Here is a 23,599-nt window from a genome sequence, read left to right as displayed (position 1 = left end):
CACAAAGCGGAGCGAGCCTAGCACTGTTTATCCATACAGCAAAGGTCTTGCTTTATATGTCCACACCCATCATCCCTTGGATGGGCGGCAAACGCCGCCTGGCCGACCGCCTTATCCCGCTCTTCCCACCCCACGAATGCTACGTCGAAGTCTTTGCCGGCGGCGCCGCGCTCTACTTCATGCGTCCCCAGGCCGCGCCGGTTGAAGTCCTCAACGACATCAATGGTGACCTGGTGACGCTGTACCGCGTGGTGCAGAACCACCTGGAAGAATTTGTGCGCCAGTTCAAATGGGCGCTCAGCTCCCGCCAGGTGTTCGAGTGGCAGAAGATGACCCGCCCTGAAACCCTCACCGACATCCAGCGCGCCGCGCGATTCTTCTATCTGCAGCATCATGCCTTCGCCGGCAAGGTGACCGGACAAACGTTCGGTACTGCGACCACGGGTCCGGCCATCAACCTGCTGCGGATCGAGGAGAACCTCTCTGCAGCTTGGCAGCGGTTGTCCGGCACCTACGTTGAGAACCTTCCTTGGTTGGACTGCGCTGAGCGTTACGACCGTGCACACACCTTTCACTACATGGATCCGCCTTACTGGCAGACGGCAGGCTATGGCGTGGATTTTCCATTTGAGAATTACGAGCGCATGGCTGATTTCATGCGGCGTTGCAAAGGGAAGGTGATGGTTAGCATCAACGATCATCCGGATATCCGGAAGGTATTTGATAGCTTTCACTTCGAGACCTTGGACATCCGATACACCACAGCCAACCAACGACATGGGAAGGCCGAGGTTAGTGGTGAGCTGGTGATCATGAACTGGGAACCGGCCGCGCTGGGAGGGTTGTTCTGAGGCTACTTTGAATAAATATAGAGTTGGGACAGGGTGTCATAATCGATTACATCTATGCCTGTATATTGCCTGCAGGCTTGATTGACTTCATCAGCGTCAAGATTGTCCCAGCTTCCAACGACAAGAATTAGTCGTGGGTTATTTACTTCTATACCATACTTTTTTTTTGCCAGGCCGGCGTTCTTGGGGTATTTAAAGTACTCTCTGTAATTCGCAAGCTGGGCCATGCCTTCCGCGACATAGTCGATAAAGCGCCTACGGCTACGTGATGCTTTTGTGATTTTCTTCTTGTCTAGTTTGGCCGTTTTAAGGTCGCAGATGTCGAAATATCCGTCTTCTCGTTTAATTAATAGATCTGGGTTTATTTCGGTGTCCGTGCATGTTCCGTCATGTTCGAGCCATTCAAGAGATGGTTCGTACTCAAAATAATCTGAATTAAATGCATGTTTAATTATTTCAGGATGAAGTTTTAGAAATTCCCCTATCGTTGTTTCTCGAAGTCCGGGGGATAGATAAAGGTTTTGGAGTTGACTCGCGATCATGAGTCGTTGCTCGGTGTCGCTAACGGTATGGACTCCACTGATGAACTTATCTTTTGTTACAGAGTTGAATAACTCTTCAAGCTCTGCGTTTGTTATTGATTTTTTAACTATTAGGGCGGATAGAATGCTTTTGCATCGATAAGTGTTTTCTTTGTGGTTCAGTAGCGTGCAGTTGTCTATTGAACAAGATGTAAAGTCTTTTCCGAATGCCAAAGTACTGCCATGGGCGTTGGTACCTATCATTTTTGTGCCGTGGAGTGCTAAGTGGGGGAAGCGTTTTTCCGTCGCCTCGAATGTTATTGGGTGGCTTAGGCACATTTGACTAATTATGTTGCAGGCAGCATTCATGTAAAATATTGGATTTGAAGTGGTGTCGTCAAACTGCCCAAGGTAACGTAATATGGATGCCTCTTTGTGTATCTTTATTGTGAGGGGTTGGAATTTTTCGTTGGCGCCAATAAGCTCTGCTATATAATGGTTTTTGCACTGTGTAAGTAGTAGTATGTTTGGGTATAAGATTTTCTTTCCGTTTGAATCGGTTCTTCCTTCTTTCTGAGCTGTCGAAACCATTGTAAAATATGAGGTCCAGTTTTTCTTTGTTTTCTCGGCGAATTTATCAAATAACATTTAGGGCCTCATTAGTGAATTTTGATGGCTTTGCTACTGTGCGATTCGTGTCGACAAACAGCTGGCTCAGTGCGTATGGCCTGCGAGAGGTATTCGGCAGTATGGCTCACTAGAATGGTGTCTTGGTCCCCTTGAGCGATATGATCGAATTTTAGGGCAGATTCAGGGTAAATCGGGGGGCCGCAATAGGCTGCTATAGGCCAACACGGGTTATGCATTTTTGCAATCAGGTAAGGATGGGCGTTACAGGCGGTAACCACGGGGCTATCCCTCAAAAGTCCCACATACCCCAGCACAATTTGGGGGGCTGGCCGATTGTTCACCCCATCTCAACCCCATCAACGTAACGCTTAATAAAGGCCATTCCCGCGTCAGTGACCCAGTAGGTGAAAGTCAGCGGGAAGCTTTTAAAATAACCATCAGAGCCATTGATATCGAAAGTCATACCTTGAACATTCTTGTCCTCGAAAAAGCCATCTTGAACCGCGTTTGCTACAAGTACATCGCCACCTGGTCCCAATAAAAAAACGCGTTCTCCGTTTTTCGCGATCAAGGCAAACAATCGACGCTCACATTCCCCGTACCGGTTGTTCAAAACTGCTAGGTTTTGCTTGTAGGCCTTTACCGAAAGGCGATCAATATCTTTTTTTTGATCAAAACGGGTATGACAATTAGGACAAAGGGCGATCAAATTTTCGAACGAGTTATCCTGCGATTCTGCCCATGGAACGATATGGGCAATCTCCGTCGTGGTTGACCTGCACGTGGGGATCGCGCACCGGTGACCAGCCTCTACTAATACTGCCCTTTGAACTGCTGTTGGAATGTGGTCTCTCGGCACGGGGGGCTCCTAGTTGTTTGTTGGCCTGGAAGCCGCGATCATTTGGTGCCGATGCGGGCTCATGTATTTTAGGGCAAAATTAGGGCATATGCGGGGCCGCCTTAGACCTTTTTGGCCCAGAGACACAAGGCTGCGAGTGTATTTATACGGCCTAAATCGGTCCATAGTGCATGCTGAAGGGGGCGAATCCCTGTCTATAAGGATCGCTTAGTAGGCGCTTCTAGCCAAGGCGATTGCAGGGGGAACTCGACTGCTACCAATTTTCTTCGATGATTTGTCATGGCCCTCGACCAGCGAGTTCCGCATTGAACCTGGCAACAAGCTCGGTTTCAAGGAGGTTATAGCGGTTCATTACGGAGTAGTAGTTTGAGACTGCTCGATCCAATAGATCGCACGCCTCGGTCTGCGGATCGAAGTGCACATGGTCATCATCTTTCTTGTCCATGTGCTTCGTTCGGTTTCTCGCGTAGTTGATGATATCTGCGATGTCTTTAGGTTTCGCCTCTATCCCGTCGTTCAAAAATTTAGAAAGTCTTACTGCTCCGTCTTGCTGACTCCTGAACGATGATTCATAGCCTAAGCGCTCAGCGTAGGCACCGAGAATTTCCTCGGCGCCACCTGCAAGGTGCAGTGCAGCGAAATAGGAGTTCCCTTCGTAATACAGGATCAAAGCTCGATCCAATAGCTCGGCTGCTACTAGAAGCTTCCGCGTAGGCTCGAACATGACGTAGCCCCTCCCGATGTTCCCATGAGATCTTTCGCAATATCGTTCTAGAGCGCAGCTGCGAATTTCATTCGGGGTCCTGTATTGAAGCGACTGGAAGTCTGATAAGTTTGGAAAGCTGTTTTCCTACTTCTGGGTCACTGAGCATTAATGATAGGACTCTTTCAAGTCCTTTCTTGTCCTCGCAAAGATATTTATCGCCTCCGAATTTGATCTCGCACGGATATCCTCTTTTGTCTATGTCGACTTGCCCGATGTCAGCCTTGTTGCTACTTTCAGCTAAAGGATTGATAGCGACAATATAAGTAATATATTTGATTTCTGGTTCTGGTTGTTTGCTTGAGAAAAGTCCCAATCCTAGAAGCGCTGCCATTGAAGTGCGGTCGGATCTGGTTTCTCGTCTGATATTGACCTTGCCATCACTCGCAGCAGAGATTTCTGTATTCACTTCATCAAATACAGAATTTATTTCAGCTATGACTGCTGCAGCGTCTGCGGCGGCTTTAAGACCCTGATCAAAAGCGTTTTTGAAGTTTGCCATATCACGCTACCTTTTCGATTATCCCGCATATGGGTATGTGGTCAAATTTTGATTTTGCGCTGATTACTAATTCCGCTAATCCGGGAACTTCAATGAGATGCGTATTGTCATCAGAAAGTTTCCATTTTTTTGCGGATACAAAAGCGTGTGAATATATAATTTGATCGAAGGTGTGCCATCTGGTGGTTAATCCGCTTTTGTAGTAGTAGCTTCCCCTATTGTGCGGTTCTCCAGACTTGGCTTGTCCCATTTGACCCCAGTAGGGGTTGTACATTAAGTGCTTTCGCTTTTGTACAAGTTCGATGTCCCTTGTGGCCATTACTTGTGCGCTTAAGGATTGGTCGAATGGCTCGTCGTTATAGTCGCCAAGAAGGATTATGTGGGGGGGAGTAGGGCTGGATTTTAGAATCTTATCAACTTCATCTCGTAATCGAATACCTAAGACATCTCTGTCGGCATGATTTTTATGGCACCAAAGTCGGCTAGGCCAATGCGACGCGAAAATTTGAAACAGTGTTTTACTTTGATTTTCTATAATGTCAATTCTTTGGGCTATTTTAAGTGTGCTAGTTCCTTTCTCTGAAGTGATATTCTCAGTGCTGAGAACTGAGACTTTTGCAGGGTTGTATATGTAGCAAATATCGAACTGTGACCTGCCAGCTTTTGAAATGCCAGATTTAAACTCCAAGTCTTTGAATAACTCGATTGACTGGAGATATGTTAAGTCCTCCGACGAGATCTCACCAAGCGCCATGAAGTCAACCTTGGAGGTTACTAGTAAATAAGCGATTACCTCTACGGCTTCTAGTCTTAAGGTTTTGCAACGTCTACTTTTTCCAGACGGAGCAAGACTTGTGTTCCACCAAGCAATCGTCAACTTTTTATCGATGTTGATGCTGTCACAACCGGTAATCATGTTTTACCCGTAGTCATTTGATGGTTTCTTATGGAGGCTATCTGGGATGGCTAGGCTGATATCATAGCGCCAAGCATGAGGTTTTGTGAGGCGTAGATCAATTATTGGGTTGAGTCTACGCCCGAGGCAAATACAAGAGTGATCGTGGGCTGGCGCTTATTGGAGGTGGTGTATGACGAGATTGCTGGGGCGCTGCAAATGACCTGCAAACCGTCGATCGTTTTCACCAATCGTATCCAGCGCTTCCCGGATATTGTCCCGCACCTCGGACGCACCTCGCTGTTCGACATGCGGTGTCAGCCCCATCAGGGCTGCTTCCAGGGCCAGTTGATTGGTGTACATCCTCTCCAGCACATCGGACGGCGAATTATCACCCGGCGTGGCTTCGATTCCTTTCGAGAAAAAGTACAAGCATAGTACTGGCAGTGCCCTCGTCAGGCAGTAAAGGCGGCTTGCTTAGAAATTGCTACAACGCGAAGAGATTACGGCAGGTTAGCCAAGCTGGCTGGTGCGTTGGAGGAGGGCTACGCCCAATCCATCATGGGGGCCACGGAAAAGCGGCGGGAGAGGGCTTGCGGTGGAGCTATGACTGAGGGCATTGGGATCTGGGATGGAGAATGCGAAGGGTGGGCAGTTTATCAGGAATGGGTTGGAGGGGGCTGGGTGTTGATCGTGCGATGCGAGGCCCAGTGTTAAATAAATCTGTCTCCTTTTTTGCTTTTTTTCGTCCCTTTTTTTCTTCAGATCGCAGGCGGGGAAAAATCATCGTGAAAAAAGGTCTTTATGGTGGGATAATAATGGCTTAATGCCATTATTTTTTATAAGTACTATTAATGAAAACGACATTTTCCGCGAAATTGTTTATTGTTTTTATTGCTTTATTATTAGTCTGCGTTGTTTGTTTATTGATCGAAGCATTGCTCTAGAACGTTCTACGAACGATTCGGCTGCTTATATTGCCGTGTGAGAAATCTGCCCAATACAAAAAAACTACCCAGAATAAAACCCAAGAAAGCACCCAGCACGATGAATTTTGTTGAGTTTTTGCTGTTAACGGTTTTGACTTCGTCGAGAACGTTGAATGCGCGGACGCTTTTTCCAGAAGCCGGCGGTGGCAAGTTAAGTGCGATGGCTTCGTTGTTGGCCGTATCCAGTGCGGATTTCAGTTGCGCTCTTGCTGACTCTTCAGTCGTGGCTGTTGTCGATGCAACGTACAGGAATGATTCGTTTTTGCCTGTCTTAGGCGGTGCTTCCTTCAGTGTAATGGTTTGAGCCGCCATTACGCCCATGGCGGTGTAGAACACATCGTTTTGTATTGAGCTGTACAGATCGGTTGCCAGCGATTGCGGGTTCGCAGCAGAGGCAGGTTCTTTTTGTTTAACTTTTTCATATAAGCTGTATAGCGAAGCTTTGGTGGTGCAAGTGCTGGCAGTCCATTGTACGGGGGGAGGTTGCATAGATTGCATATGAAACAATAGTGCCCACTACTGTTGTGGCTATAAGGATTTTCTTACTTGTCCATAAGGCTTGGATAAGTGGAATCAAATCTATTCATCATTAGCGTGGTGGGTGTTCGAGTTTTTTGAAATGCTCACAAAAAGTTTCTTTACTTTGCGTTTCCGAATTGTAGAGAAAAAAACGCAATACGGCATGTATTATTATTAGTCGATTCAGATGCGAGTTATTCTTATTTGCATAAGTGGAGGTCGCTCTTTGTGGAGTCGTTCCTGCTTGCCCCTCAGACCTCCCCTAGCTAACCTCCTCAAGCCGCTGCCAACCCAGCGGCCGGATGTGGAAGTCCGTACCAAGCTAAGACGCAATCGCCCATAAACCGCTACCGGCGTTTTTTTACGCCTGTATTATGTGTTTCGGCGGCTGTACGCGGGGCATTTCGGTGCGCCGGGTCCTTAGCCCTGGTCTTCCACACCTGCGTACAGCTGCCACCCTCATGTGGAAGTGAGTTTGGCAGTTCCTGAATAGTTAAGGAGCTTCGCCATGTACAAGGTCACACCTAACCCACCTCATGCTTCAAACGCTGCACCAGCCGAACAACCCACTGGCAACGCCCCAATATCGACACCGAAACCCTCCTGGCCAACGCCGCCGAAAACCTTGCATCCGCTAACCAAATGGCAACAACCCTGGCTTTCGACCTCGACGAATCCCAGCGCTCCATTGCCTTGGGCATTTAGCAGCTAATCGAGTTGAGCTCTCTGCTCGTCGACCGAGCCCAAGAGCAAGTAGCCCCGGCAGCCAGCGCGACCACATCCTGACACCCAACCTTGCCGCCTTAGCCCAAGAAGGCAGCAACCTGTTCCCCCCCAGTATTCCTTAGGGGAATGCTTGCTCACGTTCAAGTAATTACTGCGCACTGACACCGAGGGAGTCATGCAATAAATGCATGCTTACATGGCTAACCTCTCCACTCTCGATGTCTATCAAACTCAACGCACCGTCCGAAAAAGAACAACCGGTATCGATATAAACGACATTACCCAATGGATGCACATGGGGGACTGTCGAGTGGCCCACATATAACGTATCCAAACCTTTGATCGGTGCCTGGTTTTGCTGCTCTATTTTTTCCCTGGCATAGAGTGCGGTTTTCAACGCTTGTTGTTGGGCGGATTCCCCTCGCACACCACTGATAGCGTCTTTGGCGTCTTGCCAACTATGGGTAGCACATGAAAGAAACGCTTCAGCATGGACAATGCCGATTTTTCGACCATCCGATAAGCCGATCTCAATCATTACTGGGAGGGTTTGCAGTACGTTGTAAATCTCGTTCTGGACACTGGGAGCCAGCGCGTACAGCCACGCTCCGCCGTTTCGCGTGTGCCTGTTGATGTCGCCGCTTCCCGAGAGGCAATCAATCAGCATCTGTTCGTGGTTGCCGCGTACGCCGTAGAACCAGGGCTCGCTGAGCCACTTCAATACATCAATAGAGTCAGGGCCTCTATCAATAAGGTCGCCCACACAAAACAAGCGATCCTGTTGGGTGTTGAAGTTTACTTTTTCCATGAGTGACGCGAGTAGCTTGAAATGCCCGTGAATATCACCCACCACGAAGTCGCGGCCCTTTGGGTTGGATTCAAATACGTCGATGGTGTACATGTTCAGGCTTCGGTGGGGTGGACATTAATGGACTATATCATTGCCACTGCCTGCGAAAACCTGGCATCCCCCCGAATCAGGCAACCTGAACCCACCCTGTCACCCAGTAAAGTTTCATAATTCCCTACACCGTTGAGGTCTACGATCTCGCTTAAGAGAGGACCCCCACACCTCCAGCCCACAGGGAACTGAAAAAATGATCTCGAACCTCCTCAAAGTCGTGATGATTGCTGGCACGTTGCTGTTGGGCGCTTGTTCTTCGGGTTCGTCCGGTGTGAGCAGTGACCCTTGTTTTTCAGGCGGATGCCAGGCGTTTGGGGACCACAGCCCCAGCAAGGCCGCGAAGATGAATTTTGGCGGCAGTGGGCTGGGGAGTAGTTATGGGGAGTATGGGTCGGGGTTGTTGCATGATGATTGATGCGGGGGCAGTCATTGGTGTGTTGACTGACCCACTGCTATCGGGGGCAATCCCCCCCTCAGGCGTCAGTGGCCGCCCTTCATCCGGCGGGCGATCAGGTAGAGGCCCAGGCCGACCAGTGCCGTAGCCGCGCCGATGTAGCCGGTGCTGGTCCAACCAAACCCAGCCGTAATCGCCATCCCGCCAAACCATGGTCCCAGCGCATTGGCCAGGTTGAACGCCGCATGGTTGGACGCTGCCGCCAGGCTCGGTGCTTCGTGGGCGATGTCCATCAGGCGGATCTGCAGCGGTGCGGCCAACGAGACCATGGTGCCGACCAGGCCCATGCTCAGCAGCACGCCCCATAGCGAGGACGCCGCGAAGGGGAAGAACAGCAACACGGCCATCGACCACACCAATATCCAGCCCACGGCGCGAAACTGCATGCGATCAAACAGCTTGCCGCCGGCGATGTTGCCGATAATCCCGCCCACGCCGAATGCTGCCAGCCCAAATGGAATCCACTGCGGCGACACCTTGGTCACTTCCAGCATGGTCGGCGCCAGGTAGCTGAACACGCAGAACATCCCGGCAAAGCCAATGGCACCAATGGACAGGGCCATCCACACCTGGGGTTTGGTGAAGGCGCGCAGTTCCTTGCGCGGGTCGCTGCGTTGTTCGTCGTGGCGATGGGGCACGAATTGCCAGACCAGGGCGATGGTGCACAGGGCGATCACGCTCACCAGTGCAAACGCCGAGCGCCAGCCCAGGTGCTGGCCGAGGAAGGTGGCAATCGGGTTGCCGAGCAACATGGCCAGGGTCAGGCCCATCATGACCCGCGCCACGGCGCCGGCGCGTTTGTCGTTGGGCACCATGCTCGAGGCAACCACGGCGGCGATGCCGAAGTAGGCGCCGTGGGGCAGGCCGCTGATAAAGCGGAAGGCCACTAGTGAGCCGAAGGTCGGGGTGAAGGCGGTGGCGAGGTTGCCCAGTGCATACAGGCCCATCAGCAACAGCAGCATATGTTTGCGTAGCAGCTTGGCACCGAGGATGGCCAGCAGCGGGGCGCCGACCATCACGCCGAGGGCGTAGGCGCTGATGGCGTGGCCGACTTGGGGTTCGCTTAAGCCCAGGTTTTGGGCGATATCGGGCATCAGGCCCATGATGGCGAATTCGCCAGTACCGATCGCGAAGGCGCCCACGGCCATGGCAGCTTCCATTTTGGCGGCGCTGCGCGCGGGCAGTACGTGCCCGGGTGTTTGGTGGATAGACATGGATCGCTCTATGTTGAAAGGTGGCACGGGGGAGAACCGTCGATGCTACGCAAGCAACGGTGAAGGCGTCTAGAACAGCCATTTTTGGCAGAGTTCAGTTTCATTAAACACCCTGTGACCCCACGTCGCGCTTGCCACGCTTGACATCTGCGCGTTAAAACCCGCGATTTAGAGCTGTCAATTGGCCAAACGACGCATAAACGCCGTTTAGCGTGATATTCTGCGCGCCGTCTTGGTCTAGTCTTTCCCCGGTGCGTACACCCGTATACGTCCCGGCGGTTGGCTGTCGCCCAGGTAGCTGAAGCCAATAATGATAAGAAGTCAGCGCAGAAGGGACATAAAAGTGAGGTCGATACGTCGGCCTTGTGTGCCCACCCTGCGGTCCCCGTATAAATGTGTAAACCTCGCGGTGCGTTGCCTGGCGCAGCGTGATTGAGGGTTGCCCATGATCCGGGACGGTAGGGCGGATGGCGTTTTATCATAGGTGCTACTGATGTTTAAGAAAGTAAACACTGCCCTGCTGGGGCTGGCTTTGTCGATGGGGATCACGTCCGTTCACGCGGAAGAGGCAAAGAAAGTCGATGTGCTGCTGATCGGCGGCGGCATCATGAGTGCAACCCTGGGTGTCTGGCTTAACGAGCTGGAGCCGGGCTGGTCGATGGAAATGGTCGAGCGCCTCGATGGCGTCGCCGAAGAAAGCTCCAACGGCTGGAACAACGCCGGTACCGGTCACTCGGCCCTGGCTGAGCTGAACTACACCCCGGAAGACAAGAACGGCAACGTTGAGATCCCGAAAGCGGTCGAGATCAACGAAGCGTTCCAGATCTCCCGCCAGTTCTGGTCCTGGCAGGTCCAGCAGGGCGTGCTGAAGAACCCGCGTTCGTTCATCAACTCCACACCGCACATGAGCTTTGTGTGGGGCGATGACAACATCAAATTCCTCAAGAAGCGCTACGAAGCCCTGCAAGCGAGCCCGCTGTTTGCCGGCATGCAGTACTCCGAAGACCCGGCGCAGATCGCCAAATGGGTTCCGTTGATGATGGAAGGGCGTGACCCGAACCAGAAAATCGCGGCCACCTGGAGCCCGTTGGGTACCGACATGAACTTCGGCGAGATCACCCGCCAGTTCGTCGCTCACCTGCAAACCACGCCTAAGTTCGACCTGAAACTGTCGAGCGAAGTGCAGGACATCACCAAGAACGCCGACGGTTCGTGGCGTGTCAGCTACAAAAACCTGAAAGATGGCACCAAGACTGAAACCGACGCCAAGTTCGTGTTCATCGGCGCCGGCGGCGGTGCACTGCACCTGCTGCAGAAGTCGGGCATTCCTGAAGCCAAGGAATACGCTGGCTTCCCGGTTGGTGGCTCGTTCCTGGTGACTGATAATCCAACCGTCGCCGAGCAGCACCTGGCCAAGGCCTACGGTAAGGCTTCGGTTGGCGCGCCACCGATGTCGGTTCCACACCTGGACACCCGCGTGCTGGATGGCAAGCGCGTGATTCTGTTTGGCCCATTCGCGACCTTCTCGACCAAGTTCCTGAAAGAAGGTTCGTACCTGGACCTGCTGACCAGCACCACCACCCACAACATCTGGCCAATGACCAAAGTCGGTATTCGTGAATACCCACTGGTCGAGTACCTCGCCGGCCAACTGATGCTGTCGGATGACGACCGCTTCAAGGCGCTGCAGGAGTACTTCCCGAACGCCAAGCAATCCGACTGGCGCCTGTGGCAGGCCGGTCAGCGCGTGCAGATCATCAAGCGTGACGAAGAGCAGGGCGGCGTCCTGAAACTCGGTACCGAAGTGGTCAGCTCCGCCGACAACACCATTGCAGGCCTGTTGGGTGCATCGCCAGGCGCGTCCACCGCGGCTCCGATCATGCTGACCGTGCTGCAGAAAGTGTTCAAGGACAAGGTTGCCACCCCAGAGTGGCAGGCAAAACTGCACCAGATCGTGCCAAGCTACGGCACCAAGCTTAACGACAGTCCTGAGGCTGTTGCCAAGGAATGGGCCTACACCGCCAATATCCTGCAACTGCCTACACCGCCTGTTATTCCGCAAAAGTCTGCTGTCAAGGCGACCGAGGCTGCCAAGCCTGCGGCTGAACCGAGCAAGCCGGCGTCTGACCTGGCGCTGTAAGCCGCTGCGAGGTTCTGAGTCAGGACCTTGCCGGTAACAAAAAGCCCGCTGAACCGGTAACGGTCAGCGGGCTTTTTTTGCGTGATTAACTGCGGGAGCGCTCGACAGGAGGCAGTTCAACCGTACGCTCGGCGGCAGCCAGCGCGGCCTTCAAACCCGCTTGGTCCAGCGGGACGCAATAGGCAGGCTTGCCCCGTTCCAACCGCCAGCTGTCATCCAGGCTACCGGCATCCACGGCGTCGAACCCCAGTTCGTCGAGTAGCGTGATGACGCGTGCCTTCGCTGCGGCGTCATCCGCGGCCACCGGCAACGCGCGGCGGTCGGGAGCGCCGTGGGGGCGGGCGTCCTGCGTCAGGTCGGGGGCGAAGATCGCGTTGAACACTTTCACTACATGTGAATGGGGCAAATGCTCGGCGAGCAACCGGCTGGTGGTGGTTTCAAAGCGATCCAGGGCCGGGATATGCCCGTCGCGGTTCGGGTAGTAATTATTGTTATGGGGCTTGCTAAACGTTAGGACTTAACTAGCTTAGTAAACAGCGATTTAAAAATAACCTGGAAGCGATGAGGGTAAACCAGAGCTTGGAGGAAGGGCGATGGAGCTTGTGTGGGCCAACGATGAGTTGGTAATTGGCGGTCGTCCCTATCCAGGCTTTCCTATCTTGCTCTGGGAGTCGCTTGACAGTTGCATTCCTGCGAATGATTTTTTTCGCTACTACCTATTGCGCGGCGCTATTGGGTCGAGCAAGTCGTGGCCAAGCACGGGGCGTGCTCTATACGACTTTTTCAGTTTCCTTCAGGCACATGACCTCGACTGGCGCGATGTCGAGCGTGGCGAGGCCAAGAGTGTTGTTGCGGGTTACCGGGACTACTGCTTGGTAGAGTGTCAGTTGGCTCGATCAACAACCCGTCAACGACTCCACTATGTCTGCAAATTCTACGAATACGCTCTGCAGCGGGGATGGGTGAAAAGGTTGCCGTTTGGTTATGAGGAGAGAAAGGTCAGACAGGCCCCCGGCGTTCTTGCACACATTGATGCCAGCGGCGGTAAAGCGATGGTGAGCGATATTATGCCGCGTCAGCATCGAGTGCTACCGAAGTTCCTCAGCATGGGTGAGATTAATGTGTTGTTGGAAAGCGCGGAAAATCCGCATCATCGAATGATGATTCGACTAGGGCTTCAGACGGGGCTGCGGCGGGCGGAAATTGCTTCGTTTCCGTTGGTTTATATCTTCGACCCGGACAAAGCCTGCAGGCAGGAGCGCAATATCCGGATTCGCCTTGATCCATGCGATGGTCACGGGATGCGCACGAAGGGAAGTAAGCCGCGTGATATCTATATCAGTCGACGCTTTCTCGCCGATCTGCACCGATATGTAGTGCAGGTTCGTGGTGAGCGAGCATCACTGAGTCGTAATCAGCACAAGCCGCTGTTCCTGAATCAAGTCGGTGAGCCCTATGCCGATGATGGCAAACGCATCGAACGCATTGTCCGAGAAATTGGCAAACGAGCGGGTATCAAGGTTCATACGCACATGCTTCGCCACACCTACGCGACCCATACTTTAGTCGCTCTTCAGCGTGATGGTAGCAACCTGAACCCGCTAGTATTTGTCCAGCGACAGCTTGGTCATAGTTCTATCCAGACGACGATGATGTACCTGCACTTGGTCAACGAGCTAGCTGACAATGCAGTGCTGGCGTACGACGATGAACTGTCTCACGACTTGGGAACTGTTTAATGGGTAAGCGTAAGGTCTTCACCAAAACCGACCTTAGTGTTCCGCAAGTCGAGCATAGCCATGACGCGACCGGTACCGTCATCGTGCTTCCCGAGTTGATCCCACCTGCCTACACCCGAGTCAACTTCAGAAGGAACGCCACACTCGCCAGAGGAATCGACTTCGCTTGCTGGTACGGCATGGGCATCGATTCGATCACTTATGCCTGCCAGCGGCAGACTGAGCGCTTTTTGTCCCAGCAGGATATGGAGATCGAAGTAAGTAGCGTAGCAAGCTTCTGTAAGGGAGGCTTACGTCACTTTCTTAACTTTCTCATTTTGCGTGCTACCGCGCTGAGCCGTGAGTTAACCCTGAACGACATCGATCGTGCTTTGATTGACGATTTTCTCGGTTACCTTGCTGGATTGGGCATCACCACTCTTAGCCAGAGGGGTCACTACACCGGCGCGAAAACTGTCCTTCACGTGTTGGGCCGCAGAGGGATCATTTCGTTGATCACAACAGGGGAAAATACAACGTTTCCGAGAAACCCTTTCCCAAATTTGGGCAAGAATAAGGGCGAAACACCATTACCGAAACGCCAACGGCAGGCGTTCACCTCAGCATTAAGACAGGCGATCATGCCAATTTGGAATGATGACGTCTCGGTGACCGGTGAGCTGCTCGCTTATGCTGTGTTGACCGTTGCACTTTACACAGGACGTAACTCGACACCGTTGCTAGAAATGGATCACGATTGTTTACGTGCCCATCCCAAAGACAACAGCGTTTTCTTAGTTCTCTGGAAGCGCCGCGGACACAGCAGTAGTAAGGTGGCTCTGCGCGCAAGGAGTCCTACTACGCGTCTTCTAGAATCCACCCCTACCGTGAAAACTAACATTGAGCGCCTAATACGTCGCGTTCTCGCTCATAGTGAAACGCTGCGTGCAGAGGCTCCTGACGACATTAAAAATCGCGTGTGGCTGTATCGTGTGCACCGTGGGCGGGGTCTTGGAGACGTTATTGCTTTGACTGAAGGAGCATTGAAGAACGCGACCAAAAAATTAGTCGCCGATTATGGACTCGTCGATACGGACGGTCAGCCGCTTCGCATAAACATCTCTCGATTACGTAAAACGTTTGCCAACCGAATATTCGAATTGCTCGAGGGTGACTTGATGACCACGGCTATCGCGCTTGGAAACACATCACAGGTGGCCGGACGAAATTACTTGGCACCTAGCGCAGACTCGAGGCGCAAATGGCAGTTTATGGGCGAGATAATGGTCCAGGAGTTACTCAGCCGGACTATTGGTGCTACTTACAAAACCACCCCAATAGGGCGTTGTGGTGATCCGGTGAACGGCCAGTATGCCCCAAAACGTGAGGGGGAAGCGTGCTTCTCATTTCTCAACTGTTTGCGATGCAAACATTACGCGGTCACGGGAGATGATTTACACCGGTTATTTAGTTTTTACTTTCGTGTGTTCGCAGAGCGCTCTCGCATGAGCAAGCAGCGTTGGGCTCAGGAATATGCACACATTCCGCGACTTATTGATGACTACATTGTGGCTGAAGGGCTTCGGCGTGGAGTCTTCAAAGCGACCGCCGTAGACGCCGCCCGAGAGCACGCCCGCCGCGCTCCGCATCCGTTTTGGTCGTCCGATGTGGTGAATAGTCTGGAGATATTTGCATGAGTAAAAGCAATAAGGCTTCGTTACCTTGGGCAAGTATCGAATTGCAACCAGGCGATGTGCGTGAGCTTCCCGAAAGCGACCGTGATGCACTCATCGTGAGCGCCATTTCGGTAGATGGGCACTGGGTTATTTTGAGTCGTTATCGCGACAATATTTGGCAGCTCGAAGGGCTGACTAGCAATGTGCCAGATAACATGAGGAACTTGGACTTCAATCGAGTACCCGCTGAGTTTATAGCGGTCATGAAGTCCCTCTTTTATCGCTACCTACGGCGAGGTCGCGCAGGTCAGAAGCGCCCAGTGGCAAGTACGTTGCGCAATGTTTTTGAAAATGTATTACCTTTTCTGCGATATCTAAGCTCGCTTAGACTAGTTAACTTAAGCGCTGTGACGTCTATGATTTGTGCACATTACGTCGCCGAATGCCGGGAGATCAGGCAGACGCGCCGTAACAGGGGCCAGGCCCTTTCTTCGGCGGCCCTTGAACGTCGTTTTATGTCTGTAGAAGCGCTTTATGAACTCAGTCAATACACTATCGATCCGATTCCAAGACATCCCTGGCCCGATACCTCGGCGAGAGCATTGGCCGGAAGAGGTTCTCTCACCAGCGAGGCAGGCAAAACTCCGTTGCTGCCCGATGAGGTGCTTTGTACCTTGTTCGAGAAGGCCTATGCACAGGTTCAGGCGGGCAAGGCCCTGCTTGATTTGCGCGACGCACTCGATCATGTCTCTGTAGAGCGCGAGGGACAGGTTCTCAGAACAATCCAAGATCATAAAGTTCGCCTACTCAGAGCCCATGGATGGGTAGGTGGGCTTGAGGCGTTCAATCAAGCGATTAAAGATTTGAGAACCGCCTCCTACATCGTTCTGGCCAGTACCTCCGGCTGCCGGAATCATGAGCTGGCCAACGTAAAATCAGGAGCGTACCACTGCACGGAGGATGATGAAGGCACGGTTTTTCATTGGCTGCGCTCCACGTCGGAAAAAACCGATACAGGCGTGCACGACTGGATGATTCCAGAAATTGCTGTGCTCGTATTGTCCCTAATGGAGCGATGGGCCGAACCTTACCAGGCTATGATCGTCGCTGAGATCGCCGAGCGACGAAGACTTGATTCGAGTGATTCGCAAATTGCCAAGGCGCAGAAGCATCAGCATGCTCTTTTTCTTGGGGTTGCTGCCACGAAGCGTAATCAAGTTCGTACCCTCTCGGGTTCGACATGGAACATTTGCCTTAAAGCGTTCGCAAAGAGTTGTGGTCTGAATTGGATCTTAGCAAGTCATCAGTTTCGCCGTAAATTTGCCAACTATGTAGCACACAGTCAATTCGGGGACCTGCGTTACCTGCGTGAGCATTTTGCGCACTGGTCGATGGACATGACCTTGGGCTACGCCATGGATAAAGACTGGGGCTCTCACCTTGATATTGAGCTGTACGAAGACATCCAGTCCGAGCTCGAAGACATAAAGTCTGGGGTCGTCGGCACTTGGCTAAGGGAAACACCGCTGGCTGGCGGCTACGGTCGATCCATTAAGCATTGGCAGCGCGATTCGGCGAACTTGGCGATCTTCAAAAGCCACGCCTCAATGGTGAACTCGATTGCTGAGAGCACCCCGATTCGAAGTAATGGCCACGCCTGGTGTACCGCCGACGATGATCGTTGCGTTGGTAACACCCTAGAGCGAACGCGTTGCGGTGACTGCAACAACGCTGTGATTGGCGGTGCGCACGTTGGTATATATCAGCGCCTTTACGACAACATGAAGATGTTATTGGATTGCAACGACATTGGTGACGGTGGTCGCCGGCGGGTCTTACGCGACTTGAATTCTTACCGTGATGTGCTCCTGCAGCTTGGGTTCGATCCGGAGGCGAATGTAGCATGACGATTGAACGCAAGCCCTCGACCCTCCGCGAGCGGGATTTACAACTCGCACTTGCACGTATACAGCGTGGTAGGGCACATAGTGGGGAAGTCAAAGTTACTATCGCTGCCGTAGCTCGCGAAGCTGGCGTTTCAACGGCATTGATCCATAACCATTACCCCTTAATCGCCGAGGCGATACGCGATGCTCAGGGGCGGTCCAGTCGCGCCCAGCGCAAGGTGACCCAACAGAGTCTGCGCGCTGTTTGTGAGAAGAATCGCGCGCGTCGTCAAGAGATAGAGATCTTACGCGCCAAAATCGCTAGCCTCGCCTCTATCAACGAGGTTTTGATAGCCGAGAACCGCGTTCTGAAAGCAAAGCTGGGCGATTCCAAGGTGGTCGACTTGATCACGAGTTAATCTGAGGTATTAATCAACCTGAGTTGCGCAGCACTATAAAAGAACACCTATTGATTGGTTGCCCCTGTTTAATCCCTACAAGAAACGGCCAAAAGTCACCGTTTTCTAAAGTGCGAATTAAATTGAATCACTAATCGTACTGATAACTAGGGCTTGCTAGGAAAGTTTGATGTATTTGGGCTCTAAAAGCCTATTAGATATCCGTCCAAGACATTGCAGCCTACGGAGTGTACGTATATGAAAGGGGAGTTATTCGATTACGACCCAGCGGAATCACTGAGCAACTCTGAGTGTTTTGCTATTTTTATGGCGGACGCTTTCGAAACGAACGACTCTGCGTTTATCGCCTGTGCGTTAGGCGTGGTAGCCCGCGCAAAGGGTCTAAGCTCCATCGTCAGCGAGACGGGACTATCGCTGGAATATCTATGCGGTGTGTTTTCGCAGACGCGTGACCTTCGGCTTAAACCTATGTTGGCTATCATGCATGCTGTTGGCTTGGAACTGGCGGTGCGGCCGCAAGCTGCTGATTGAAAAAGGCTGGCTGCAAACCTCAATCAACGCTTCTTAAAGAAGCGTCGCAGGGGGCCAAAGTTTGCAGAGTGATACGAAGAGCGTCAGGTGCGGAAAACTTGGAGCCTACATCGAATTACTTCAGCAGACCGCCACCGCGTTCGTAGATCTTCTATGCCTCCTCCTCGATGGAATAGCTGTCATAGACTTACCTCAGAGGGCCATGGTGGCGTGGCAAAAAATTATCGATATCCCTAAAGGCAGTCAATGGGGTTTGCTCAGATCCAATGGAACATTAGACTATTAAGTCTCTGCGAGAGGACTGCCTGAATGGGTTAGAATTCAAAACTTTACAGCCGGCCAGATCAGAATATCTGCCGGCATTCCCTTATGGATCTTATCACTCGACAGGCTGAAGCTTTATTAACATTACTGAACCGCGTCCATCAGAGCGTTCCAGTGTAGTGGGTCTTTTTGCTCAATCTCTGTCAAAAGATCATTGACGGCATGTTCAACGTCAAAAATCAGCTCATTATTTCCCAAGAATTTATCCATATTGTTGCCATGACTAAAGTAGTGGAGCACCTTCAAAATCCGTTTGGAGGTTTCTGGTCCGAAAAGTACTTCTGCACGCCTATCGACTGATAGACCATCAAGGTCAACAGGGATTCTGGAATAGGTGTAAAGCTCCGTAAAGCGTCTGACCGCATTGGGCAGAAGCATAAGAGCCTCATAAGCACCTTTGTCCTGAGCGGCTCGAAATTTGAGTATCGTTTCGAAAAGAAAGTGATATTCCGAAGAGTATTTGCAAAGAGACTTAGGCATATCACCAAAAATAGATTGGGTAGAGCTTACCTTTCTCAAAAAATAGAGCTGCGCTCTAGGCTGATTTTTTGGCTCTAATTCTCGGACCAAATCAAAAAACTGGAAATTATGTGTGGAAAGGAAAAATTGTTTGCAGCGGGTTGTCCATTTGTTCTCCCCATTTTTCCAAAAAAAGTTTTCTTTAATTGCCGCATTGATTTGAAAGAGGTGGTTAGCATCAAGGCTGGAAATCGGATCATCAATATATACTATAGTTTGCTCGAATTGCTCAGGCTTTAATTCTTGAAGCTTGGTCAAGAAATAAGAGAACGCAATCGCTGTTCGTTCGCCGTCACTTAAGTTTCTGGCAATCTTACCGTTCTTACGAATGAGCTGAAAACGCTCTTGACCCAGAGTGTCTTTAACAACACTCATCTGCACGGCTTCGCTACCCAGCATTGAAGCAAGACGCTGATTGACTTTCTCTCGACCAAGCTGGGCGTTGCTGATTAAAGCCTGAAGCTTATCAATATCTCTTTGCAGAGTTGTCACGAATCTTTTTATTCTCTCCTGCCAAATCTTCAATCGAGCAATTTTTTTACCGCCATCTGACTTTTCAAGCGAGTCAATTAGTTCTTGGATGTAATGGTGTTTCACTCGTTTGACGGCGGCGATTTTGGCTTTTGAAAAGTTTGTTGCAAGCTCATTGTTTTCGTCAATTAGTATATTAATTGTCCCTATTGCTTCAGTTATTGACTTTGAAAGGCCATCACTTAGCGAAGTAGGCTCTATCGACTTTAATGGTGTATCAACCTTGCGCTGAATGTCCTCAGCTAGCGTTAAAATAGCGTTATTGAAATCAGTCAGCGCTTGGGGTAGAGTAACTAAAGCTTCTCTATATTTCTCCCGAAACTGCGGATTAAATTCTGACTCCTTTGGGAAAGTTAGTTTGACCTCTGCTGCTTGAACCCTCAGGAGAAGATTGGCAACCTTTCGCTTGTGGTCCCCTAAATCCTTAGAGAAGTGCGCTCGTAGGGCGCCCATACGATCCGCAGTGATATCGCCACCGCAAAATTCGCAACTTTCCTTTTTATCGTGGAGGGGGAGGCCGGATTCAACCCAACGCTCAACACTTGGGTTGTCCTCCAGGTGTTTGATCGTATTGGAGAAGGTTGGGGTAGCAGTTAGCACTGAACCTGCTTCTTTGTGTAATTCTTCAATAGAGAGGGAGGCGGAGAGTCTATCAACTATACTAGGTTTCTTATTGTCAGGTGTAAGTGCTAGCTCAAGATTGTCACCAAAATCTTTTTCAGATAGAAGCTGCGAGCCCAACACGCCTACACCCAACATATCGTTATTTAGGTGCGTTGCGGTATAGGGGTCAACCTTGAGAGTTTGGCGAATCTGTTTTGCTGAACCTGTTTTGGCCTGCGAAATAGTATCCTCGAGTCCACGAATACTACTTGCTATGTTTCGAGTAAAATCTTGAGATTTTTTAATTCTTTGATCCATTCGATCAATTTCTTTCTGAGCAATATCGGAATCCTTACCGAGCAATAAAACCGGTTTGAAGTCCTCGCCGCCAAAATGAAGGTTGTCTCGAATAAAATCTGAATTAAATACGCGAACTATTAGTTTTGAAGTTTGATAGTTTGCATCTGTAATTGGCTCACCATCAGTCTCAAAACTAAAGGCACACCCATTCAAATCAGGATTGGCAGCCTTGCTTTCGAGCAAAGAAAATAGCCTTGAGAGAGTCGTTTTTCCAGAGTAGTTCCACCCATATATGAGATTTTTCACTCCGAAGTCTTTAGTGTCATTAGGTTTGGTGTAATCTTCGTAGACACCAAGCCCTTTGATTTTTGCGATCCCTTTAATCAAAACGCTTTCTCCCTAGTTTTTTATTTTTAGCTTTCTCGATGCGGAAATACTTTGCTCTAAGAACAGCTTGGTATCAACCTTCTAATGAAAGTAGTAACTTGGGTCGCTAGGGGTGTGCTAGTAGCCCTCCCTTCCCTCATCCCTAAAATCAGCACTAAGCATATTGCATTTGGCAATAAAATTGCGAATCGAAAAATAATACTTGGTTTAGACGGAGCTCAGCATCTAGACCACTAAAAAGGTCAGCCATAGATCATTGGTCTATATCTATAGCTGACTCCTAGATCTACTTTATTTTACTTGAAATTAGGCTCATCGCCGCATCTGAATATATGGTTCCAAATTCAGGCGGTAACTTTAATGATCTCTGAAGATATTCGGCCGCCAACAATAAAAACTTTGGAGAATAAGGAGATTCCTCTGCGATGCTCAGTTGCAACTGGGTTGCTGGTTTACTTTTTAGTGACCCAAAAGACATTTCTCTTGCTAAGAGAGCTGCTGGCAATGCTTGTTGAGGAGCTTGAATTACTTCTCTCACCAATTGTTCAAATCGTTCAGTGTCTGGAAAAATGCTTACTATATCCTCTGAGCCTGCACCAGTTGCGAGTTTTCTAATCTTTAGCGCGGCTTGTAAGTTCTCATATCCACCATACAAAAATGCCAACAAGAGAGAAGAAAACTCCTCTCTTGAGGCAGGCCGCATAAGTATTAAAAACAACCTGTTGGCCAGGCTTGAAATTGAAAGCATAAATAGCGAAACGCAGTCGCCAAAAATCGCAAGATGCTCCGGTTTAGAAGGATCTAACTCAGACCTAATTGATCTAAGCTTCGCGACAGTTTTTCTGCACTGTTCACCGGAATCTTTTATAACCCAATAACTTGACCGAGAAAAAGAGAAATAGTCTGCAAATACTGGGTATTTACCGGGAATGCTGAGAAATTCTTCCCATATGGAAATGTCTGAGCAAAGAGCATCAGTTTCAGATATATGGGTAGTGCCGCCCATGCCAACAGCCAAGTCGTCAAACTCGCTCTCTTGCAGAAGAGAGACCCCTATTTCTGACGCACTAAGGCGATGGTCGCGGCTTAATTTTATTTTTGAATTTATTACAACAAATCCATGATCTGCATTAACTTTTGCCATAACACCATGAAGCCAAAACGCTCTGCCTATTGCAGATTCCCTCAAACCGCTTTTGCAATCGAATACTAGTTTTACGTGCTGTCCTGTCGGTGATCCTGTGACGGCAAGAACGTCGAGGTCAGTTAGTAAATATTTTGATTTTTCAACTCTATTAGTTGATTCAATCTCAACTTCCAATTGTGGAAGCCAGCGCTTAGACACACATAGCTTTAGTGCGGTCGCCTTTTGAGCACGATCTTTAAGCATTCAAAAGCCCTCAAGAAGAAGTTGTGTGATTTCATGACCACTTTCTTCAGATAGGGTAATTTGCCCCTTGTCACGCATAATTCTTGAGCTCACGAGAGACTCGACGTATTCTTGTGTTCCGCCCATAGCCATGATGGCCTCTTGATCGACTAAAAGCTCAGGGATTTTTTCTCCTTGAACTAACTGATATGCAATGTTGAGCGACTCTCGATTCTCAGGTGTATCAACGATCTTAAGTTGCCTATATCCATTATCCAGTTTTTCAAGGCGAGCTATCCTTAGATGCTCTAGGTTTTGATATTGCTCCGCATAGTCACTAGTCGGTCTAAGCTGCAACTCATTCTTTAAAGTATACAGCACTGCCCCCGGGCTTCTTATTCGATACTTGTTTGGCAGTAACTCGCCTTGCCTGACCGCAGAAACAATAGCAAGTGCCCGTTCATACTGCTCTCTTTTCAGAGGGCTTATATTCACATGGCCAGGAGTGGGGGTAAACATAAATAGCGACTGGCCGGTATGTGTAGTTGTAATGGAAGGTGGTTTAACTACCCCGTCCTGAGCTAGACGGCTGAGCAAGGCTATTTCGTCAGCCGAAACCGCATTTCCTGCTATCTCCCCTCTTTTAATGATGAGGGACAACGGCCAACCCTGTGCTGCTTTTAATAACTCCAGGGTTCTTTGAACTGTTTTGGCGCCACATTTAGCCACATGATCAGCGAAAACATCTCCATTTTCGGAAAAATAAGTAGGGTTCATAAGGACATCCTTTGATCGATGTCGCCTACTGATTAAAAAACTACCTTTTGTTCCAAGTTCGATACTGCTATCGAAATCCTTGCGATCAGCACCTAGTTTGCCTGCTAAAGCGTCTGCGTTATATGGAGAGCCCGCTAGTTTGTCGACGATTTCTAGAGTAAGACTTTCGAATTCGTCTATTTTACTTTCAGTTTCAAGATACTCACCCAGCCCCTCATACAACTCCTCAAAATAAGGAACTGTGGGAAGGACCGCTTTAATTCTTTTTCCATCTTTACTCAGTCGTACAAACTCTACCTCATCCAGAAGGGTTACGATTCTGTCAACGGCTAACCTTGGAATACCAATTAACGTTGTAGCCACCAGCTTTAAAAGCTCATACTCAATCACGGGAAGACCCCGTATATGCAGAGCCAACTGAACTGCCATGCCAATCTCAGGAATAGTTTCAAATCGCGCTACTTCCTTGTCCTTCATAGCAAGCTGAATCTCGTGACATCGAGCTACTGCTATCTTCCTATCCATCGAATACCCTTCCCCTGAGTTTTTTGTAACCTGCCATGGACACGCGTTCGCACACACATCTCAGTTT

Annotated in this window: 20 protein-coding genes and 2 pseudogenes; 9 read left to right on the top strand and 13 right to left on the bottom strand. The window is 50.2% G+C overall.

Translation table 11 applies throughout. The features are described 5' to 3' along the window. Positions 1–56 precede the first annotated feature (56 nt). Positions 57–851 (top strand): DNA adenine methylase, encoded by a 795-nt coding sequence (locus FIV39_RS18925; protein ID WP_090407572.1) that lies wholly within the window; start codon positions 57–59, stop codon positions 849–851. A 2-nt stretch (positions 852–853) separates the two neighbouring features. Here the strand turns inward: FIV39_RS18925 and FIV39_RS18920 are convergent, their stop codons facing one another. The 7 genes from FIV39_RS18920 to FIV39_RS18890 form a co-directional block, all read right to left on the bottom strand. After that, positions 854–2,020 carry a Shedu anti-phage system protein SduA domain-containing protein gene (locus FIV39_RS18920; protein WP_090407569.1) on the bottom strand — a complete coding sequence of 389 codons (1,167 nt, stop codon included), beginning with the start codon at positions 2,018–2,020 and terminating at the stop codon, positions 854–856. Between the two features lie 319 nt (positions 2,021–2,339). Further along, positions 2,340–2,861 carry an HNH endonuclease gene (locus FIV39_RS18915; protein ID WP_090407566.1) on the bottom strand — a complete coding sequence of 174 codons (522 nt, stop codon included), beginning with the start codon at positions 2,859–2,861 and terminating at the stop codon, positions 2,340–2,342. A 277-nt stretch (positions 2,862–3,138) separates the two neighbouring features. Further along, a complete protein-coding gene (locus tag FIV39_RS18910) occupies positions 3,139–3,585 on the bottom strand; it encodes a hypothetical protein (protein ID WP_090407563.1) in 447 nt (148 codons plus the stop codon). Between the two features lie 67 nt (positions 3,586–3,652). Continuing rightward, a complete protein-coding gene (locus FIV39_RS18905; protein WP_090407560.1) occupies positions 3,653–4,126 on the bottom strand; it encodes a hypothetical protein in 474 nt (157 codons plus the stop codon). A 1-nt stretch (position 4,127) separates the two neighbouring features. Further along, on the bottom strand, positions 4,128–5,042 hold the full coding sequence (locus FIV39_RS18900) for an endonuclease/exonuclease/phosphatase family protein (RefSeq protein WP_143513900.1): 915 nt from the start codon (positions 5,040–5,042) through the stop codon (positions 4,128–4,130). Between the two features lie 156 nt (positions 5,043–5,198). After that, positions 5,199–5,384 (bottom strand): hypothetical protein, encoded by a 186-nt coding sequence (locus FIV39_RS18895; protein WP_090407554.1) that lies wholly within the window; start codon positions 5,382–5,384, stop codon positions 5,199–5,201. 590 nt (positions 5,385–5,974) lie between these two features. After that, positions 5,975–6,499: a hypothetical protein gene (locus FIV39_RS18890; protein WP_244176403.1), complete on the bottom strand. Its 525-nt coding sequence runs from the start codon at positions 6,497–6,499 to the stop codon at positions 5,975–5,977. Between the two features lie 538 nt (positions 6,500–7,037). On the opposite strand from FIV39_RS18890, the pseudogene FIV39_RS33505 reads away from it, so the two are divergent. Further along, positions 7,038–7,315, top strand: a pseudogene (locus FIV39_RS33505) (DUF6124 family protein). 88 nt (positions 7,316–7,403) lie between these two features. Here the strand turns inward: FIV39_RS33505 and FIV39_RS18880 are convergent. Next, positions 7,404–8,156: a metallophosphoesterase gene (locus tag FIV39_RS18880; RefSeq protein ID WP_090407552.1), complete on the bottom strand. Its 753-nt coding sequence runs from the start codon at positions 8,154–8,156 to the stop codon at positions 7,404–7,406. A 196-nt stretch (positions 8,157–8,352) separates the two neighbouring features. Between FIV39_RS18880 and FIV39_RS33500 the strand changes: the two genes are divergently transcribed. Beyond that, complete coding sequence (locus FIV39_RS33500) at positions 8,353–8,574, top strand: hypothetical protein (protein WP_090407549.1); 222 nt, start codon at positions 8,353–8,355, stop codon at positions 8,572–8,574. A 65-nt stretch (positions 8,575–8,639) separates the two neighbouring features. Here the strand turns inward: FIV39_RS33500 and FIV39_RS18870 are convergent, their stop codons facing one another. Next, positions 8,640–9,827, bottom strand: a complete 1,188-nt coding sequence (locus FIV39_RS18870) for an MFS transporter (protein WP_090407546.1) — start codon at positions 9,825–9,827, stop codon at positions 8,640–8,642. Positions 9,828–10,320: 493 nt separating this feature from the next. On the opposite strand from FIV39_RS18870, the gene mqo reads away from it, so the two are divergent. After that, positions 10,321–11,967 (top strand): malate dehydrogenase (quinone), encoded by a 1,647-nt coding sequence (mqo, locus tag FIV39_RS18865; RefSeq protein WP_090407544.1) that lies wholly within the window; start codon positions 10,321–10,323, stop codon positions 11,965–11,967. 85 nt (positions 11,968–12,052) lie between these two features. On the opposite strand, the pseudogene FIV39_RS18860 reads toward mqo, so the two are convergent. Next, positions 12,053–12,457 (bottom strand): annotated as a pseudogene (locus tag FIV39_RS18860) (NADPH-dependent F420 reductase); the annotation flags it as partial. A 103-nt stretch (positions 12,458–12,560) separates the two neighbouring features. Here FIV39_RS18860 and FIV39_RS18855 point away from each other — a divergent pair. The 5 genes from FIV39_RS18855 (at position 12,561) to FIV39_RS18835 (ending at position 18,197) form a co-directional block, all read left to right on the top strand. Beyond that, the gene (locus FIV39_RS18855; RefSeq protein WP_090407541.1) at positions 12,561–13,706 is read left to right on the top strand and encodes a tyrosine-type recombinase/integrase; all 1,146 of its coding nucleotides are present in this window, start codon (positions 12,561–12,563) and stop codon (positions 13,704–13,706) included. After that, complete coding sequence (locus tag FIV39_RS18850; RefSeq protein WP_090407538.1) at positions 13,706–15,382, top strand: hypothetical protein; 1,677 nt, start codon at positions 13,706–13,708, stop codon at positions 15,380–15,382. Before FIV39_RS18855 ends, FIV39_RS18850 begins: the two co-directional genes overlap by 1 nt. Beyond that, positions 15,379–17,268, top strand: a complete 1,890-nt coding sequence (locus FIV39_RS18845) for a site-specific integrase (RefSeq protein ID WP_090407535.1) — start codon at positions 15,379–15,381, stop codon at positions 17,266–17,268. Before FIV39_RS18850 ends, FIV39_RS18845 begins: the two co-directional genes overlap by 4 nt. Continuing rightward, positions 17,265–17,666 (top strand): TetR family transcriptional regulator, encoded by a 402-nt coding sequence (locus FIV39_RS18840; protein ID WP_090407532.1) that lies wholly within the window; start codon positions 17,265–17,267, stop codon positions 17,664–17,666. Before FIV39_RS18845 ends, FIV39_RS18840 begins: the two co-directional genes overlap by 4 nt. 237 nt (positions 17,667–17,903) lie before the next feature. Further along, complete coding sequence (locus tag FIV39_RS18835; protein WP_090407529.1) at positions 17,904–18,197, top strand: addiction module antidote protein; 294 nt, start codon at positions 17,904–17,906, stop codon at positions 18,195–18,197. A 408-nt stretch (positions 18,198–18,605) separates the two neighbouring features. On the opposite strand, the gene FIV39_RS18830 is transcribed toward FIV39_RS18835, so the two are convergent. From FIV39_RS18830 to FIV39_RS18820, 3 genes are all read right to left on the bottom strand, one after another. Next, positions 18,606–20,861: an AAA family ATPase gene (locus FIV39_RS18830; RefSeq protein ID WP_090407523.1), complete on the bottom strand. Its 2,256-nt coding sequence runs from the start codon at positions 20,859–20,861 to the stop codon at positions 18,606–18,608. Positions 20,862–21,147: 286 nt separating this feature from the next. Further along, the gene (locus FIV39_RS18825; RefSeq protein ID WP_143513899.1) at positions 21,148–22,251 is read right to left on the bottom strand and encodes a hypothetical protein; all 1,104 of its coding nucleotides are present in this window, start codon (positions 22,249–22,251) and stop codon (positions 21,148–21,150) included. Next, complete coding sequence (locus FIV39_RS18820) at positions 22,252–23,484, bottom strand: hypothetical protein (RefSeq protein WP_143513898.1); 1,233 nt, start codon at positions 23,482–23,484, stop codon at positions 22,252–22,254. Positions 23,485–23,599 lie beyond the last annotated feature (115 nt).

This window comes from Pseudomonas grimontii (genome assembly GCF_007858185.1).
Taxonomy (GTDB): domain Bacteria; phylum Pseudomonadota; class Gammaproteobacteria; order Pseudomonadales; family Pseudomonadaceae; genus Aquipseudomonas; species Aquipseudomonas grimontii.
Note: the sequence above shows the minus strand (reverse complement) of the source record. Positions and strands in the feature narration are given on the sequence as shown.